The following is a 15878-nucleotide window of genomic DNA, read 5'->3' as shown; positions in this document are numbered from 1 at the left end:
TCATGCTTCAGACCGCCTGAAGGTTGCCCCGCTCCCGGAACGGACGGCCCGTTCCGGTCCGCGGGCCGGAACCCAACGCCTCGCGTCATCCGTTCCGCGACATGCGCTCCTCGATCTGTCGCCGCAGTCCCTCGGTGAGTACGGGGTACTCCTCGGCGAACCGGGCGTCGAGCGCGGCGACCCGCTCCGCCGCCTGCTCCAGGAGTCGCTCGCCGGCAGTGGTGACCCGCAGCCGAGAGGCCGCGCCGGCGCGGGCGGTGGTGTCCTCGACCAGGCCGTCGGCGGCGAAGGCGGCGACGGCGGTGTGGGCGCTCTGCACGGTGATCCGCGAACGGCGGGCCAGCTCGCTGAAGGAGACGTCCGGCGTCGCGCGGATGTGGCCGAGCAGACCGTACTTGCGGGTCGTCAGGCCGAGCGGCTTGAGCGCGTCGGCGAAGGCGGCGTCCCACACCCGGCTGACCGTGAGCAGGGCGACGGTCGGGCTGAACGGCGGTTTCTCGGGCATGGCAGCAGGCTAGTTGCCAGGGTCGGATCAAGGCCCTTCATCGACGCCCAGGCGCGCCACGCGGCCGGCCCGAGGGCCAACCCAGTGGCACGTCCGGTGTGGATCAGCCGGCCGAGGGCTCGACCGGGTGGTTCCCCCGGACGAGGTCCGTGGGGTCGTAGCGGTGCTTGACCCGTCGCAGGCGCGCGAGCGTGTCGGCGTCGGCGAAGGGGGCCCCGCCGGGACGCTCCGTGAAGTTCAGGTACGACGTCGGCGCCACCCAGTCGTCGAGGGCGGCGCGCAGCGCGTCGAGGTGGCCGTGGGCCGCCTTGGCGGCGGCCTCGTCGGGAGTGAGCGCGGCCGAGAAGACGGCGTACCCCGCGTCGAGGGCGCTGACGGCGCCGCCCCGCGCGCCCTCTGCCGACGGAGCCGGAGCGAGTGCTCCGCCCAGGTGCCGGATCTCCGTGCCCAGCACGGGGAAGTCCTGGTCCGGTCCGGTGACTGACAGGAAGGCGTCGAGGGCGGCCGCGGGCAGGTCCCTGAGCAGGAACCCGTCACCGGTGGCGGGCACCGGAGCCGGCGGGTCCATGTGGATGGCGGCCAGCTCCGCGGGGCCGCACGCGCTGGCCGTGTCCAGGTCCGGGACGAGCGCGCGGAGCGGCGCGAGCGCGGCGTCGGTGGCCTCCTGCCCGAGCAGGGAGACCAGCTCGACGACGGCGAACGACCGGCCGCGCACCGCCTCCGGCAGCTCGGGCAGCGGAGGGAACCGCAGCAGGCGGCCGAGCGAGGTGATCTCGTCCGGTGCGGTGCCGGTCCACTCCCGCCAGGCGTGCAGCACCTCGGAGGCGCGCTCCAGCGGGAAGAAGAGGGTCCCGCCGTGCAGGTCGGGCACCCGCACCAGGCTGATCTCCAGTGCCGTCACGACGGCGAAGCTGCCGCCGCCGCCACGGATCGCCCAGAAGAGCTCGGGGTCGCTCACGGCATCGACGTGGCGCAGCACGCCGTCGGCGGTCACCACGTCGGCCGAGATGACGTGGTTGGAGGCCAGGCCGTGCGCGCGCCCCAGCCAGGACAGGCCACCACCGAGGGTGTAGCCCACGACGCCGACGTCGGCCGCGGTGCCGGGCAGGCCGGAGAGCCCGTGCGGTGCGACGGCGGCGGTCAGGGCGCCCCATGTCACGCCTGCCTCCACGCGCACGGTGCCCGCGGCGACGTCTGTCGTGGTGCTGGCAAGGCCGGAGGTGCGCAGCAGGATCGTGCCGGCCAGCGGTCCCAGCGGGCCCGCGTTGTGACCGGTCGACTGCGCCGCGACCCGGAGGCCGGCCTCCCGGGCGGCGTTCACGGTGGCGATCGCGTCGCTCTCGGTGGCGGCGAGGACGACGGCATCGGGATGCTGGTCTGCCGTCAGCTGCCACGCCCGGCGTGCGTCGTCCCAGTCCGGTTCGCCGGGCAGGACGAGGCGGCCGTGGAGGTCGGCTCGCAGCCGATCGGCGTCCAGGGTCTGCGGGGGCATCGTGCTCCTCGTTCGTTGGGTTGCGGTGCGCCCGACCGTAGGTCCCCGCGGTGCCTTCAGGCCGACTTATTACGGTTCCGAAAGGTTCTCCGACCTGGGGTTTCGTGCATCCGCTCCGACAGGGCCCGGGACTCCCGTCACCGCCCGCAGGAACGGGACGACGTGGCTGAGGACGCCTTCCCGGTCGCTGAGCGTCGTCGCGTGGTCGTGCCCTTCGAGCTCCAGGACCCGGGCGTTGCGCATGACGCGTGCCGCCTCGCGCGAGGCGTCCAGGCGTGCCCGGTCCCTGTCGCCCGCCAGCAGCAGGGTCGGTGTGGTGACGTGTGCGAGCCGGGCTGCAGGCACGCCTGGCTCGTGCTCGATCGCGGCGAGGATCGCGCGCATCGCCGCCGGGTCGTTCGCCCGGAACGCCAGTGAGGTCTGGGGGTCCAGCGGCGCTCCGCGATGGCGTCCCCAGCCCTCCACGAACCCGGCCATGCCGCCGCGGCGCAGTGCCTCGTCGAAGTCCGGGAAGAACACCTCTGCCGGACCACCGGCCGTGCTGCGATGGGTGCCGCCGAGCGAGACGAACGACGTGAGCCGGTCGGGCCCGACGCCGAGGAGCGTGAAGCCGATCCGTGCTCCGAGTGAGTAGCCGAGGTAGTGCGCCCGGGGGATCGCGAGCGCGTCCAGGACGGCCACGACGTCGGAGGCGAACCGCGCCGCGGTGTAGTCCGACGGCGACGACGGGCGGCCGCTGCGTCCGTGTCCGCGAAGGTCCAGCGTGATGACCTGGTAATCGGAGAGGGCGTCGACGTACCCGAGGCCTCGCCACACGACCTGGGAGAGTCCGGTGCCGTGCACCAGCACGACCGGCTCGCCGTCGCCGTGGGTCCGGTAGGCGATCTCGGTTCCGTCGGGGGCCCGCACCACACCACGCCGCGTCTTGCTCACCAGCGGAGCGTAGCTGTCCGTGCGGGGCAGAGACCCTCGCCGTCGACGTCGACACCGGCTGCCGGCTACCGGCGCCGCCTGCGTCGTCGGCGACGGCGGCTCTCGTCAGGTGCCTCCGCGCGAGCTCTCGCTCGGGCCTCCGCGGCCCGCGCCCTGCGATCCGCCCAGGCGGCAACCGTCGCCTCGACGTCCCGCGGCATGGTGACCAGGGGCGGGCCGGCAGGCGGCTGGTAGCGCCCGCGGAGCACCCGCTTGTTGAACTCCTCGATCTCCTGACGCACCTCCGCCTCGCTCCACAGCTCGTCGAGTCGTCCGTCCAGCGCGGCATCCTCCTTGCGCAGCTGGATCGACGGCGGCAGCAGCACGATCCGCTCGCGCTTCATGAGGTTCTTCAACCACCAGTCGGGATCGTGCCGGTCGGGCAGGTCGAGCGGCTTGCCGCTGCCGGGAAGGTCGTCGAACTCGCCACGTTCGATCGCGTTGCGGATGTGCATGTCGGCCAGCAGCGCGATCGCCACCTCCTCGTCGATGGCGACGGCGTACGGGTTGAAGAACTGGGGTGGCGGGTGCGGGTCGGTCATAGGCGCTCCGTCTCATGGTTTTGCGGTACGCGTGTATTATGTCATCTGTATTGCAAACGGGAAGGGGTCAGGGTGCCGAAGCTGGTGGACCACCAGGAACGACGCGAGGCGATCGCCCGTGCGCTGTGGCGGGTCGTCGACCAGCACGGCTGGACCCGGGCGACACTGCGTGAGGTCGCCGGCGAGGCAGGAGTCTCGCTGGGGATGCTGCAGCACTACTTCGCGTCACGTACGGCCATGCTGATCTTCGCGATGGAGTTCGCGGCCGACCGGACCGCCGACCGGATCACCCGCGGGCTGGCCACGCTCGACCAGCCTCCGCACCCCAGGGACGTGCTGCGACTGGTGCTCACGGAGATGCTGCCCCTGCACGCCGATGCCCGCGCCTCGTCCCGGATGAGCGCCGCCTACGTCCTGGAGGCCCTGCACGATCCGGTACTGCGCAAGCAGGCGACCCTCGGGCTCCGGGACGGCCGCTCCATGGTCGAGCGCCTTGTCCGGGAGGCGATCGCGCAGGGTCAGATCGCCCCGGACCGGGACCCGGACGTCGAGACGGACCTGATCATCGCGCTGACCGGGTTCACCCCGCTGCTCGAGCTCGAGGTGATCGAACCCCGGGCTGCGCTGGCGGCCATCGACCAGCATCTGGACCGCCTCTTCGGCTCCCTCGTCGGGCCCTGAGGCAGAGGCGCCGGCCCCGGCGTGTCCGTCGGCTCAGGCAGGGTCCTCGGCGGTCTGGTCCCAGGATCGGGGCGTGAGGTCGGGTCGGCGGTTCTCGTAGTCGCTGGACAGGAGCGGTGACGAGATGATCATGTCCGCGGTGGCCACGTTGCAGGCCATGGGCACGTTCCACACCGCACCGATCCGCAGCAGGGCCTTGACGTCCGGGTCGTGGGGCTGGGCCTCGAGCGGGTCCCAGAAGAAGATCAGCATGTCAAGTCCGCCCTCGGCGATCCGTGCCCCGATCTGCTGGTCCCCGCCGACCGGTCCGGACAGGAACCGGTGCACGGGAAGGCCGAGCTCGTACTCGAGCATCGTGCCGGTGGTGCCGGTCGCGTAGAGCTGGTGCTCGGCGAGCGTGTCCCGGTTGTACTCGGCCCAGCGCAGGAGCTCGACCTTCATGTTGTCGTGCGCGACCAGGGCGATGTGACGTTGCTTGACGGCCGGGTTCATCGAGACCTCCGATCGGCGCCGGGGCAGGTCGTCGCGCTCACCCCGGCGCAGGCGTCGTACTCGAAGTATCTGGCCGCTGCCCGACGTTGTCACCCGGGTCGTGCTGCGCCGTCCCGACCGTCGCGGCGGCTCCCCGAGCCCAAGGAGCGGGACCCCCGTCCCCCAGGCCGGGTGTCCCGCTCCTGCCCGAGCGCGGGCCCAGACCCCGCGCTCGGGTCCCGACCCGGGTCAGCCCCGGGCCTCTGCCCTGCCTGGAGCCTATGTGGGTCGCGGGTCCTGGGTTCGCTCCGGGACGGGTGAAATAACCGATTGGGGGATGACGCCCGCCCGAGCCGCCCGGGCTAATGGTTCGCCGTCGCGACGGCCCGGCCGCTACGGTCGCCCGGGTGGACGTGGAACTTCGACCGCTGACGCTGCACGATGCCCCGCCGATGGCCGCGGCGTTTCGAGCGCTCGGCTGGCCCGGCAAGACCGAGGAGGACTACGCCGCGTACTTCGCTCGCCAGCAGTCCGGTGAGCTCGTCGTCCTGGTCGCTTGGTCAGGCGGGCAGTTCGCCGGCTACGGCTGCGTGTCCTGGCGAAGTGATTACCCTCCTTTCCGGGACGGGTCCATCCCGGAGATCCAGGACCTCAACGTGTTACCGGACCACCGCCGGCAGGGCGTCGGAACGGCGCTGCTCGATGCCCTGGAGGCCCTGATCGCCGCCCGGAGCCCGGTGGCCGGACTGGGTGTCGGCGTCTACGCGGACTACGGATCCGCGATGCGGCTGTACGTCGCGCGTGGCTACCAGTTCGACGGGCGCGGACTGATGTCGGCGGGCCGGCCGGCCGAGCCCGGGAGCACGGTGCGCATCGACGACGACGTCACCCTCATGCTCACCAAGAATCTCCGGCCTTGACCGGCCGCCTTTTCGAACAAGGGCGCGCCGTCCGCGCTGCTGCCTCCCATGAAGGAGATCTACCGGATGAAGTGGCTCGAATCAACCGGCGGCCCGATGGTCGTGATTCAGGCGGCCTCGGTACCCGAGTGGTCCGGCTATCGCGGCCCCGACTACGACCTCGCCTGCTCGGTCTACGACCTGGGGACGGTCGACGAGGGTTCCGCCGCGTGCCGATTGGTCAAGCTCGTCCCGATAGAGTCCACGCCGTGAGCAGTGGATGGAGCGACATCATCAGCTCGGTGCAGGAGGGCGAGAACGGCCCGTGGTCGTGCCCGGTGTGCGACGAGTTCACCGTCGAGCTGGGTCAACGGTTCGTGCGCCGCGGAGTCGTGGAGTCGACCCTGCTCTGCCTTGCCTGCGAGGCCGGGGCAGACGTGCCGGCCCCGTAGCGCGGCCACGCACGTCGTTGACCGGTCCGGTTCGGGCCCCATAACCTGTCCGCCGGGTGTTCCGGGCGCCACGGACCGGTCGGAGTCGAAGGAGACTTCGCGGGGCCGCGTCTGGCCACACCGTTCAGGGCCGAGCACGGGCAGCCGAGATCGCCCGGCGGTCTCGGCCGCAGGGGTGACGTAGGGATCGAGCCGAGGAGGAGACGCCGCACACGCGCTCGTCGGGATGACAGCGCTGACATCCACCGTGTCGCACCCCACCGAGTGACCTAGCACCACCGAACGAAGGAGCGAACGATGAGGTTCACCAGAGTTGCCGGCACGATCGCCGCGCTGGCCTGCGCACTGGGGGCGGCGGCCCCTGCCGGTGCGCAGGTCGGGGACGCCTCCACGGTGTCGCCGCGCACGCAGGTGCAGCGGGCGGTCGCCTCGTACGACGCGATGCAGGAGTACATGGCCGCGGACGACGGCTCCGGCCTCTTCCGCGAGCGGTACCCGAGCGGGGCCGATGACCGCACCTACTCGTTCGAGTGGCCGCACTCCCAGGCGCACGTGGCGACGCTCGACCTCACCGGGCTGCCCGGGGCCGCAGGGCGGTCGTTCGCGGACGACCTCGCCGACGTCGCCCGTGGGCAGGAGCACTTCTGGAATGCCGACGGCGGCACCACCGGGCTGCCCGGCTACGACTCGTACCCGCGCGCCCCGTACGGCGGTGGCGGCGACATGTTCTACGACGACAACGAGTGGGTCGCGCTCGCCAAGGTGCAGCAGTACCTGGCGACCGGTGACGAGGCGGCGCTGGGGCGCGCCGAGGAGATCTTCGAGCTCGTGGTCTCCGGGTGGGACACCGACCCGTCGCACCCCGCGCCCGGCGGTGTCTTCTGGACCCAGGCCACGTGGAGCACCGACCGCAACACCGTCTCCACGATGCCGGGCGCGCAGCTCGCCACGCGCCTGTTCATGATCACCGGGGAGCGCGACTACCTCGACTGGGCCCTGCGCATGGTGGGGTGGACCGACGAGCACCTGCTCGCCCCGAACGGCCTCTACTGGGACAACATCAAGCTCGACGGGTCCATCGACCGCACGCAGTGGTCGTACAACCAGGGCGTCCCGCTGGGCACCTACACCCTGCTGTACGAGGCGACGGGCGACAAGAAGTACCTGGTCAAGGCGAAGGCGATCGCGGCGGCGTCCTACCGCTACTACGTCACCGAGGGGCGGCTCGACGGCCAGCCCATGTTCTTCAACTCGATCTGGTTCAAGAACCTCCTGCTGCTGGAATCCGTGACCGGCGGCACGAAGTACCGGGACGCCATGGCGGACTACGCGGACCACCAGTGGCGCACCGAGCGCGAACCCGCGACCGGGCTGTTCAACGCCGGGGACGAGCACACCGAGCTGCTGGAGCAGGCGGCGATGGTCCAGATCTACGCCACCCTGGCCTGGCCCCGCGGACAGGCGTCCATCCTGTACTGAGCCGGCTCCGGGTCGGCCGGCGCCGTCAGCCGACCCGGAGGACGCGGACGCCGCCCGCAGGCACGGTCAGCACGGCCATGAATCGATTCATGACAGTATGTCGCACAACGTGACAGAGCGCGGATCCCGACGTTCCGCCCGCCCGCAACGACGCGACGAGAGAGAGCTCCATGGGTACCGATCTGACGGCCGTCATCAATCTCGACCTGCCGGGCGCCACCATCTCGCGGCACATCTACGGCCACTTCGCCGAGCACCTCGGGAGATGTATCTACGGCGGCTTCTGGGTGGGGGAGGACTCCGACGTGCCGAACGTGGGCGGCATCCGCTCCGACGTCGTGGCGGCGCTGCGGGCCATCGCCATCCCGAACCTGCGCTGGCCCGGTGGGTGCTTCGCCGACGACTACCACTGGCGTGACGGCGTCGGTCCGCGGGACGAGCGGCCCAGGATGGTCAACTCCCACTGGGGCGACGTCGTGGAGGACAACTCCTTCGGCACGCAGGAGTTCATGGCGCTGTGCGAGCTGCTGGGCGCCGACCCGTACGTGTCCGGGAACGTCGGTTCCGGCTCCGTGCGCGAGATGAGCGAGTGGATCGAGTACCTCACCCGCGGCGACGACTCGCCGATGGCGACGCTGCGCCGTCAGCACGGACGGGACGCCCCGTGGCGGGTGCCGTTCTGGGGTATCGGCAACGAGGCCTGGGGCTGCGGCGGCAACCTGCGCGCCGAGCAGTTCGCCTCGCTCGCGCGGCAGTACGCGACCTACGTGCGTGAGCACGCCGGCAACGACGTGTACCGGATCGCCGCCGGCGCCAACGTGGACGACTACCACTGGACCGAGACCCTGATGCGGTCCTTCGACCCGCTGGAGGACGGCGAGGGGCGTTCCGCCCCGTTCCAGGGCATCTCCCTGCACTACTACACGATGACCGGCCCCTGGTCGGACAAGGGCTCGGCCACCGAGTTCGGCACCGAGGAGTGGTACCGGGCGCTGGCCCGCGCGGCGCACATGGAGCACCTGCTCGACCGGCACGGCGCGGTGATGGACCGGTACGACCCGAAGAAGCGGGTCGGCCTGGTCGTCGACGAGTGGGGCACGTGGTGGAACGTCGAGCCGGGCACCGATCCGGGGTTCCTGTACCAGCAGAACACCCTGCGGGACGCCGTCGTGGCCAGCCGGCACTTCGACGCCTTCCACCGGCACGCCGGCCGGGTGGTCATGGCCAACATCGCCCAGACGGTCAACGTCCTGCAGGCGATGATCCTGACCGACCCGGAGACCGACGCGCTGGTGCTGACGCCGACCTACCACGTGTTCGCGATGAACACGGGGCACCACGACGCCGACGCCCTGGACGTCCACTGGCGCGGCGAGGTGCCGACGTCCGCGGTGGACGACGTCGAGCTGGAGACGCTCTCGGCGTCGGCGTCCACCCGTGGTGACACCGCGCTGGTGTCGCTGACGAACCTGGACGTCGAGCAGGACCGGACGATCGTCCTGGACCTGCGCGGCCGCGACCTGCTGAAGCACACCGCTCAGGTACTGACCGGCCCGACACTGAGCGCGCACAACACCGCGGCGCAGCCGGACGCCGTCGCGTCGGCCCGGCATGACGGCGTCCGACCGCACCCGCGCGGCCTCGAGGTCGACCTGCCCGCGCACTCGTACGTCACGGTCTCGCTGGGCCTGGCCTGACCGCTCTCGCTCGACCCGAACCAGTCCTTCTCCGAGCTGCTCGGAGTGCGATGACGCAGGGAGGAATGAGCTGTGCGAACGACCAGAACCACCGTAGGAGCAGTGGCCGTGCTGATGGTGGGCGCGCTCGCCGTCGGGGGCGGCCCGGCAGGGGCGCAGCCCGGCCCAGGGGGCGACGCCGGCAGCGCCGGGAACGTACAGCTCGAACATCTCGACCGCGGGCTCGTCGCCGCGAGCGCCGGCGAGGGGATCTTCCTCTCCTGGCGCCTGCTCGGTGAGGAGGTCACGGGACACACCGAGACCGGGATGGCCGGGCCGGACTTCGTCGTCTACCGCGACGGCAGGCGGGTCGCCACGGTCACGGACTCCACCAGCTACGTCGACGCCGACGGCGGTGCCGCGTCCCGGTATGCCGTCGCGCCGGTGACGCGGGGCGAGGCCGGCGCCGAGCGGATCGGGCAGCGCAGCGCGCCGGTGACCGCCTGGTCCGACGGCCACCTCGACGTCCCGCTGAACAAGCCCGCCGACGGCGTGACGCCCGCGGGGGAGAGCTACACCTACTCGGCCAACGACGCGTCGGCGGCCGACCTCGACGGCGACGGCGCGCTGGAGATCGTGCTCAAGTGGGACCCGTCCAACTCGAAGGACGTGTCGCAGAAGGGGTACACGGGCAACGCGTACCTGGACGCCTACGAGCTCGACGGCACCCAGCTGTGGCGCATCGACCTGGGGGTCAACGTCCGGGCGGGCGCGCACTACACGCAGTTCCCCGTCTACGACTTCGACGGCGACGGGCGGGCCGAGGTCATGGTGAAGACCGCGCCCGGCACGAAGGTCACGACCTACCGCGGCGGCCGGCCCGCCGGGGAGCGGTACGTGCCGATCTCGCGGGAGGACCGCAGGGCAGGCGTCACGAACGAGTCCGACTTCCGCTGGAGCGCGGCGGACTACGCCGACCATCTCGTGGAGCTGTTCCAGGGATGGACCGACGAGCCCGAGGTCCGCGGCGGGCAGTGGCCGGCGACGCTCGAGGAGGCGTTCGGCATCACGCCGCGGTACGCCTACCCCTTGTCGCAGGGCGACGCGCGTGACCTGGTGGACTACTACATCGACGAGTGGGCACCGGCCCGGTCGGACCGCAACGACCTGCGCACCTTCGCCGGCTTCGTGCAGACGGGACCGGAGTACCTCACCGTCTTCGACGGCCGCTCCGGCAGGCCGTTGGAGACCGTCGACTACGAGCCCGGGCGCACCGACGACGGCCTGCGCTGGGGCGACTACGAGTGGACGCGGATCGAGCCCGGCAACCGGGTCGACCGGTTCCTCTCAGGCGTCGCCTACCTCGACGGTGAGCACCCGTCGGCGATCTTCGCCCGCGGGTACTACACGCGGGCCGCGATCGTCGCCTACGACTGGGACGGACGGAGCCTGACCACGCGCTGGGTCGCGGACTCCGGGTTCAGGCCGATGAAGAACCCGTTCCTGGACAGCGAGAACAAGGGCGTCCGACCCGATCCGGACGACGAGCTCACGCAGCTGTGGGGCCAGGGGTTCCACTCGTTGTCCGCGGCGGACGTCGACGGCGACGGCAGGCACGAGATCGTCTACGGCGCGGCCACGCTCGACGACGACGGCACCCTGCTGTACTCGTCGTCGGACGTGCTGCCCGAAGGGTCGTCGGACCCCGGGGCGGTGAAGAACCTGGGACACGGCGACGCCATGCACGTGACCGACGTCGACCCGTCCCGCCCGGGCCTGGAGATCTGGACCTGCCACGAGGGCGGCGCGGGCGTGCCGTACGGCTCGGTGCTGCGCGACGCCGCCACGGGGGAGGCGCTGTTCGGCGTGTACTCCGGCGTCGACACCGGGCGCGCGCTCCTGGGCGACGTCCGACCGGACGTGCCCGGCCTGGAGGTCTGGCGCAGCGCGCGGGCGGGCGACGACCGGCCGCAGGCGGCCGGCCTGCTCAGCGCGACCGGCGAGCGGATCGAGGAGACGGGGCCGGGCCTCAACCAGAGCATCCGGTGGGCCGGTGACGGCACGACACAGGTCGTGAGCGGCGACCGCGAGCAGACGCCGACCATCGAGGACTGGACCCGGGGCACGGTGCTGACCGCCGAGGGCACGCGCACCAACAACTACTGGAAGGGCAACCCGTCGCTCGTCGCCGACATCCTCGGCGACTGGCGTGAGGAGCTGGTGACGCCCACCGCGGACTCGTCGGCCCTGCGCGTCTACACGTCCACCGAGGTGAGCGGGATCAAGATGTACACGCTGCTGCACGACCCGCAGTACCGTGCCGAGGTGGCGCGGCAGCAGACCACCTACAACCAGCCGTCGCACCCGGGGTTCTACCTCGCGTCCGACACCGACTGGTCACGGGTGCCCGTTCCGGCTGGTTCCCGTGGGTGAGTCGCTCGACGCGGTCCCGTCGGGCTCCAGCAGCCGGCGGATGCGCTCGTACTCGGCGGCCATCTCCGGTGCGGCGAGGAAGTCGTCGAGATCGGCGGACACCTGGTGGTCGACGTCCTCGATGGAGCGGATGGCGAGCTCGTAGAGCTCGCCGCGCCGGTTCTGCTCCAGGTAGCTGTGCCAGTGCGCCAACGCGCTGATGGCGGTCAGGACCTCGGCATCGAGATCGTCGTCGACCAGGATGCCGTCGTAGATCGTCGCGAGCGCATCGTGCAGTTCGCCTGCGCTGATCGTCAGGACGTCGCGCAGGCGGTGGCGAGCGCACCCTGGGCCTCTCGGGTGAGCTCGTCCTCCGCCGCGCCGTGCAGCAGCACCGGCTGCACGAGGCGGGTGACCGTCTGCTCGCCGAAGGTGCGGACACTGCTGTCGGTGGCCCCGACGATGAGCCTGAGGACCTCTGCCTCGAGTTGGTCGTATCTCACGCCCGCAGCCTAGGGTCCTCGGGTGCGACGGCGGTCCACGGCACTAGCGCGCCGCGGCGCAGGCGATGCAGGTCCTGGCCGTGGGCCGGGCCAGCAGGCGCTCGCGGGCGATGGCCTGTCCGCAGTGCTCGCAGCGGCCGTAGGTGCCCGCGTCGAGCCGCGCCAGGGCGGCGTCGACGTCGGACAGGTGCTCCGTCGCCGTGGCGAGCAGGGTGCTGGCCTGCGAGCGTTCGAAGGCGATCGTCGACCCCTCCGGATCGTGCTCGTCGTCGGAGGCGGACAGCTGCGTCGCCTCCACCATCGAGGCGATGCTCGCGGTGAGGGACGAGACCACCTCCGTGGTGCGCTCGCGGTCGGCGAGCAGCAGCTCGTGAAACTCCGTGGCCGAGACCATCGATCCTCCGTCCCTCACTCCTCGGCGGCGGCCCGGGGGACTGGTCCACCGTTGATCGCGGCCTCTACCGCCGAGCCGATGCGCTGCAGGGCTTGCAGGTCCCGGGGCTCCAGCGGGTCGATGAGGTACTCGCGGACCGCCGCGACATGTCCGGGCGCTGCCGCGACGACGACGTCGTAGCCGGCCTCGGTCAGCGTGGTGTTCGTGCGGCGTCCTGGGCCGGGGATCCGGGACCGGGTGAGCAGCCCACGCGTCTCCAGCCGCCCGACGACGTGGGACAGCCGCGACAGCGAGGCCGACGTCCGGACGGCCAGGGCGCTCATCTGCATGGTCCGGTCCTCCTGCTCGGAGAGTACGGAGAGAACCATGTACTCGAAGAAGGTCAGCTGGGACTCGCGCTGCATCCGGGCGTCGAGGGCGGCGGGCAGGCTGATCATGATCGCGGAGTTGGCCAGCCACGCCGCCAGCTCCTCCTGGTTCAGCCAGCGTGGCTCGGCTCTTCGGGCGCCCGCGGTCGAGGTCATGCGATGCAGCCTACGGCCGCGTTGTTGACGCATCAAGTTCCACCGGGGTAGAAATTGACGCGTCAAGTTCATCTTGAAGCGTCAAGTTCACTCGGTCGCGCGGGCGTTGCCCGCGGCGACCGATCCGGGAAAGGACCATCCGTTGCGCACCACATCACTCGGCGGGCTCGAGGTCTCAAGCCTCGGCCTGGGGGTCATGGGCATGTCTGCCTTCTACACCGGGAAGGGGGAGTCCGAGGAGGATGCCGTCCGCGCCGTCCGGCACGCCCTCGACCGTGGGGTCACGCACCTGGACACCGCGGAGGTCTACGGGCCCTACACCAACGAGGTGCTGCTCGGCAGGGCGATCAAGGACCGCCGCGACGAGGTGGTGGTCGCCACCAAGTTCGGCCTGGTGTCCCATACGGGCCGACCGGGTCCGGGCAGCAGCCCGGCGAACATCCGGCTCGCCGTGGAGGGGTCGCTACGGCGCCTGGGCACCGACCGCATCGACCTCTACTACCAGCACCGGGTCGACCCGGGCATCCCGATCGAGGAGGTCGTCGGCGCGCTGGCCGACCTGGTCGCCGAGGGCAAGGTCCGTCACATCGGCCTGTCCGAGGCCGGCCCCGCCACGATCCGCCGGGCGCACGCGGTCCACCCGGTGGCCGCGGTCCAGAGTGAGTACTCGCTCTGGACGCGGGATCCCGAGGCGAGGTGCTCCCGGTGCTGCGCGAGCTGGGGATCGGTCTCGTGGCCTACTCGCCGCTGGGGCACGGCTTCCTGACCGGGAGCATCCGCTCCCTGGACGGCCTCGACCCGGACGACTGGCGGCGCACCAACCCGCGCTTCACCGGCGGCAACCTCGAACGCAACCTGCGCATCGTGGACGAGGTCCGGGCCGTGGCGGCGGAGGCCGGAGCCACCCCGGCCCAGGTCGCCCTGGCCTGGCTCCTGGTACAGGGCGACGACATCGGTCCCATCCCCGGCACCCGGCGCATCGCACGGCTCGAGGAGAACCTCGGCGCCGACGAGATCCGGCTCACCCCGGACCAGGTCGGCCGGCTGAACGGCCTGCCCTCTGCGTCCGGCGACCGGCACCACCCCGACGACATGGCCGCCGTCGGCCGGTGAGGGACGACCCCGCAGGGGTCGATACAAGAAGTGACATGCGGTGACCACAGCAGACCGAACGGAGCAACACACCATGGCAAGCAACCCGATCCGTGTCGGGATCATCGGCGCGGACACGAAGGCGAGCTGGGCCGGCGCCTCCCACATCCCCGCACTGGCGGCCCAGCCGCAGCTCGTGCTCACGGCGGTGGCGACCCGGCGGGAGCAGAGTGCGCGGGAGGCCGCCGAGCTGTTCGGGGCCGACCGCTGGTACGCGGACCCGTACGAGCTGATCGGCGACCCGTCGATCGACCTCGTCACGGTCGCCGTGAAGGTCCCGGCGCACCGTGAGCTGGTGCTCGCCGCCCTCGCGGCGGGCAAGGCCGTGTACTCGGAGTCCCCGCTGGGCGCGAGCGTCACGGAAGCCGAGGAGATGGCCGCGGCCGCCGGATCGCTGCATACGGCGATCGGGCTGCAGGGCAGCCTCAACCCGTCGGTGCGCCGGGCGGTCGAGATCATCGCCCAGGGCCGGCTCGGGCGGCTGCTGTCGGCCCGGGTCGCCGCGACGACGTTCGGGAACGGCCCGGAGTCGGTGAGCGCCTACGAGTACTTCGACAAGGCCGCAGCCGGAGCGGGCTTCATGACGATCGCCGTGGGCCACGTCCTCGACGTCGTCGAGATGATCCTCGGTGACATCACGGAGATCGACGCGCGCACGGAGCTCCTCTGGCCCGAGGTGAAGCTGGTCGACACGGGCACCACCACCGCCCGTGAGGTACCGGATCATCTCGAAGCGATCGTCAAGACGGCTTCTGGTGCCCCGGTGGGAGTGCAGGTCCTGGCCGGGGTGGCGGCACCCGACGCCCGGTTCAGCCTCGAGGTCCGTGGTGTCGACGGGTGGCTCAGGCTGACCGGCGATCACCCTGCCGGCGTCCAGGTCGGCGACCTCACGCTGAGTTCGAGCGCGGACTTCGAGGATCCCGATCTCCCGGCTGCCACGGGAGTGGGCCCCGCCGCGGCCGAGATCTGGACCGGCGCCTCCATCAACGTGGGCGAGGTGTACGCGAGCCTCGCACGCGACATCGCCGACGGCACCCACCACACCCCGGGATTTGCCCGCGCCGTCCACAACAGTCGCCTGGTCGCCCGGGTCGAGCGGGCGGCGCGTACAGGCGTGCGGCAGTAGCCATGTCTCGGCCGGGCCGACGCGCCTCCCGCGACGTCGGGCGCTGTGCGGTGGTCGCGTCGGCCGGCGTCGGGGCGGCCTCCTGGTAGTCCTCCGTTCTCCTTGTGTCGGGCCTCGTGTCTCGACGTCGTCCTGATGTCGCTGCCACGGCGGGCCTCTGGTGCGCGTCGGTGGGGGCTGGTTACGCGGCGGGCAGAAGAACGAGCGGGTGTCAGTGGGTCCGTCTAGGATCGAACAAACGTCCGCTGCAATGGTGTGGCTGGAGTATTGATAAAGGCGGGGGAGGTGGTGGCATGGGCAGGCAGTGGTCGGACGGCGGCGGGGGCTCGGTACCCGTTGTGCGTGAGGATCCGTTCGTGGACGGCACCATGCCCGATGACGCGTGGCTTGCGGCGTTCTTCGCTGAGTGTGAGGCGCTGTTCGGTGACGATGACGGGCGGCATGGGCTGGATGTGCCGCCGGAGCCGGGGTGGTGTGACGCCGTGTCCGGCGGAGTGTCGGGCTCTGCTGCGGAGTTCGGGCCGGTGGGGTTGTGGCCGGTCGAGGTGTTGCAGGAGGCGCTGGCCGGGGCGCCGGGGGCTGAGCTGGCGCGGGTGGT

General features: G+C 71.5%; 17 protein-coding genes and 2 pseudogenes. 10 read left to right on the top strand and 9 right to left on the bottom strand.

Annotated features, from left to right (window positions below):
- Nucleotides 1-85: 85 nt before the first annotated feature.
- The 4 genes from ACH47X_RS03825 to ACH47X_RS03810 form a co-directional block, all read right to left on the bottom strand.
- Entirely contained in the window at nt 86-505 is a 420-nt protein-coding gene (locus ACH47X_RS03825) for a MarR family winged helix-turn-helix transcriptional regulator (RefSeq protein ID WP_397401551.1), read from the bottom strand.
- A 103-nt stretch (nt 506-608) separates the two neighbouring features.
- Nucleotides 609-1997: an FAD-binding oxidoreductase gene (locus ACH47X_RS03820; protein WP_397401549.1), complete on the bottom strand. Its 1389-nt coding sequence runs from the start codon at nt 1995-1997 to the stop codon at nt 609-611.
- Nucleotides 1998-2066: 69 nt separating this feature from the next.
- Nucleotides 2067-2930 (bottom strand): alpha/beta fold hydrolase, encoded by an 864-nt coding sequence (locus ACH47X_RS03815; protein ID WP_397401547.1) that lies wholly within the window; start codon nt 2928-2930, stop codon nt 2067-2069.
- Nucleotides 2931-2995: 65 nt separating this feature from the next.
- Nucleotides 2996-3511: a DUF1992 domain-containing protein gene (locus ACH47X_RS03810; protein ID WP_397401545.1), complete on the bottom strand. Its 516-nt coding sequence runs from the start codon at nt 3509-3511 to the stop codon at nt 2996-2998.
- A 72-nt stretch (nt 3512-3583) separates the two neighbouring features.
- Here ACH47X_RS03810 and ACH47X_RS03805 point away from each other — a divergent pair, with 72 nt between their 5' ends.
- Nucleotides 3584-4192 (top strand): TetR/AcrR family transcriptional regulator, encoded by a 609-nt coding sequence (locus ACH47X_RS03805; RefSeq protein ID WP_397401543.1) that lies wholly within the window; start codon nt 3584-3586, stop codon nt 4190-4192.
- A gap of 33 nt (nt 4193-4225) precedes the next feature.
- Here ACH47X_RS03805 and ACH47X_RS03800 read toward each other — a convergent pair whose 3' ends face one another.
- On the bottom strand, nt 4226-4684 hold the full coding sequence (locus ACH47X_RS03800) for a methylglyoxal synthase (RefSeq protein ID WP_142034818.1): 459 nt from the start codon (nt 4682-4684) through the stop codon (nt 4226-4228).
- 392 nt (nt 4685-5076) lie between these two features.
- Here ACH47X_RS03800 and ACH47X_RS03795 point away from each other — a divergent pair, with 392 nt between their 5' ends.
- The 6 genes from ACH47X_RS03795 (at nt 5077) to ACH47X_RS03770 (ending at nt 11602) form a co-directional block, all read left to right on the top strand.
- Entirely contained in the window at nt 5077-5583 is a 507-nt protein-coding gene (locus ACH47X_RS03795; protein ID WP_397401540.1) for a GNAT family N-acetyltransferase, read from the top strand.
- A 48-nt stretch (nt 5584-5631) separates the two neighbouring features.
- On the top strand, nt 5632-5835 hold the full coding sequence (locus tag ACH47X_RS03790) for an Imm21 family immunity protein (RefSeq protein ID WP_397401538.1): 204 nt from the start codon (nt 5632-5634) through the stop codon (nt 5833-5835).
- A complete protein-coding gene (locus ACH47X_RS03785) occupies nt 5832-6014 on the top strand; it encodes a hypothetical protein (RefSeq protein ID WP_397401536.1) in 183 nt (60 codons plus the stop codon). The genes ACH47X_RS03790 and ACH47X_RS03785 overlap by 4 nt, the downstream gene beginning before the upstream one ends.
- 297 nt (nt 6015-6311) lie before the next feature.
- The gene (locus ACH47X_RS03780) at nt 6312-7493 is read left to right on the top strand and encodes a glycoside hydrolase family 76 protein (protein ID WP_397401534.1); all 1182 of its coding nucleotides are present in this window, start codon (nt 6312-6314) and stop codon (nt 7491-7493) included.
- A gap of 170 nt (nt 7494-7663) precedes the next feature.
- On the top strand, nt 7664-9190 hold the full coding sequence (locus ACH47X_RS03775) for an alpha-N-arabinofuranosidase (protein ID WP_397401532.1): 1527 nt from the start codon (nt 7664-7666) through the stop codon (nt 9188-9190).
- 114 nt (nt 9191-9304) lie between these two features.
- Nucleotides 9305-11602, top strand: coding sequence for a rhamnogalacturonan lyase (locus tag ACH47X_RS03770; RefSeq protein WP_397402248.1), 2298 nt, complete (start codon nt 9305-9307; stop codon nt 11600-11602).
- Here ACH47X_RS03770 and ACH47X_RS03765 read toward each other — a convergent pair.
- The 4 genes from ACH47X_RS03765 to ACH47X_RS03750 all read right to left on the bottom strand — a co-directional run bounded on the left by ACH47X_RS03765 (nt 11567) and on the right by ACH47X_RS03750 (nt 13002).
- Nucleotides 11567-11794: a hypothetical protein gene (locus tag ACH47X_RS03765; RefSeq protein WP_397401530.1), complete on the bottom strand. Its 228-nt coding sequence runs from the start codon at nt 11792-11794 to the stop codon at nt 11567-11569. The two genes, ACH47X_RS03770 and ACH47X_RS03765, sit on opposite strands and share 36 nt — an antisense overlap.
- A 101-nt stretch (nt 11795-11895) precedes the next feature.
- Complete coding sequence (locus tag ACH47X_RS03760) at nt 11896-12084, bottom strand: hypothetical protein (protein ID WP_397401528.1); 189 nt, start codon at nt 12082-12084, stop codon at nt 11896-11898.
- A 43-nt stretch (nt 12085-12127) separates the two neighbouring features.
- Nucleotides 12128-12478 (bottom strand): TraR/DksA family transcriptional regulator, encoded by a 351-nt coding sequence (locus ACH47X_RS03755; protein WP_397401526.1) that lies wholly within the window; start codon nt 12476-12478, stop codon nt 12128-12130.
- A gap of 14 nt (nt 12479-12492) precedes the next feature.
- The gene (locus ACH47X_RS03750) at nt 12493-13002 is read right to left on the bottom strand and encodes a MarR family winged helix-turn-helix transcriptional regulator (RefSeq protein ID WP_397401524.1); all 510 of its coding nucleotides are present in this window, start codon (nt 13000-13002) and stop codon (nt 12493-12495) included.
- A gap of 196 nt (nt 13003-13198) precedes the next feature.
- On the opposite strand from ACH47X_RS03750, the pseudogene ACH47X_RS03745 reads away from it, so the two are divergent.
- The 3 genes and pseudogenes from ACH47X_RS03745 to ACH47X_RS03735 form a co-directional block, all read left to right on the top strand.
- A pseudogene (locus ACH47X_RS03745) lies at nt 13199-13995 on the top strand (aldo/keto reductase); the annotation flags it as partial.
- A 193-nt stretch (nt 13996-14188) separates the two neighbouring features.
- On the top strand, nt 14189-15280 hold the full coding sequence (locus tag ACH47X_RS03740; protein WP_397401522.1) for a Gfo/Idh/MocA family protein: 1092 nt from the start codon (nt 14189-14191) through the stop codon (nt 15278-15280).
- A 356-nt stretch (nt 15281-15636) separates the two neighbouring features.
- Nucleotides 15637-15878: pseudogene (locus ACH47X_RS03735) on the top strand (HNH endonuclease); the annotation flags it as partial.

It is taken from the genome of Promicromonospora kroppenstedtii (assembly GCF_044389675.1).
GTDB classification, from domain to species: domain Bacteria; phylum Actinomycetota; class Actinomycetes; order Actinomycetales; family Cellulomonadaceae; genus Promicromonospora; species Promicromonospora kroppenstedtii.
The sequence above is the reverse complement of the archived record's forward strand: the minus strand, read 5'-3'. Positions and strand labels throughout refer to the sequence as shown.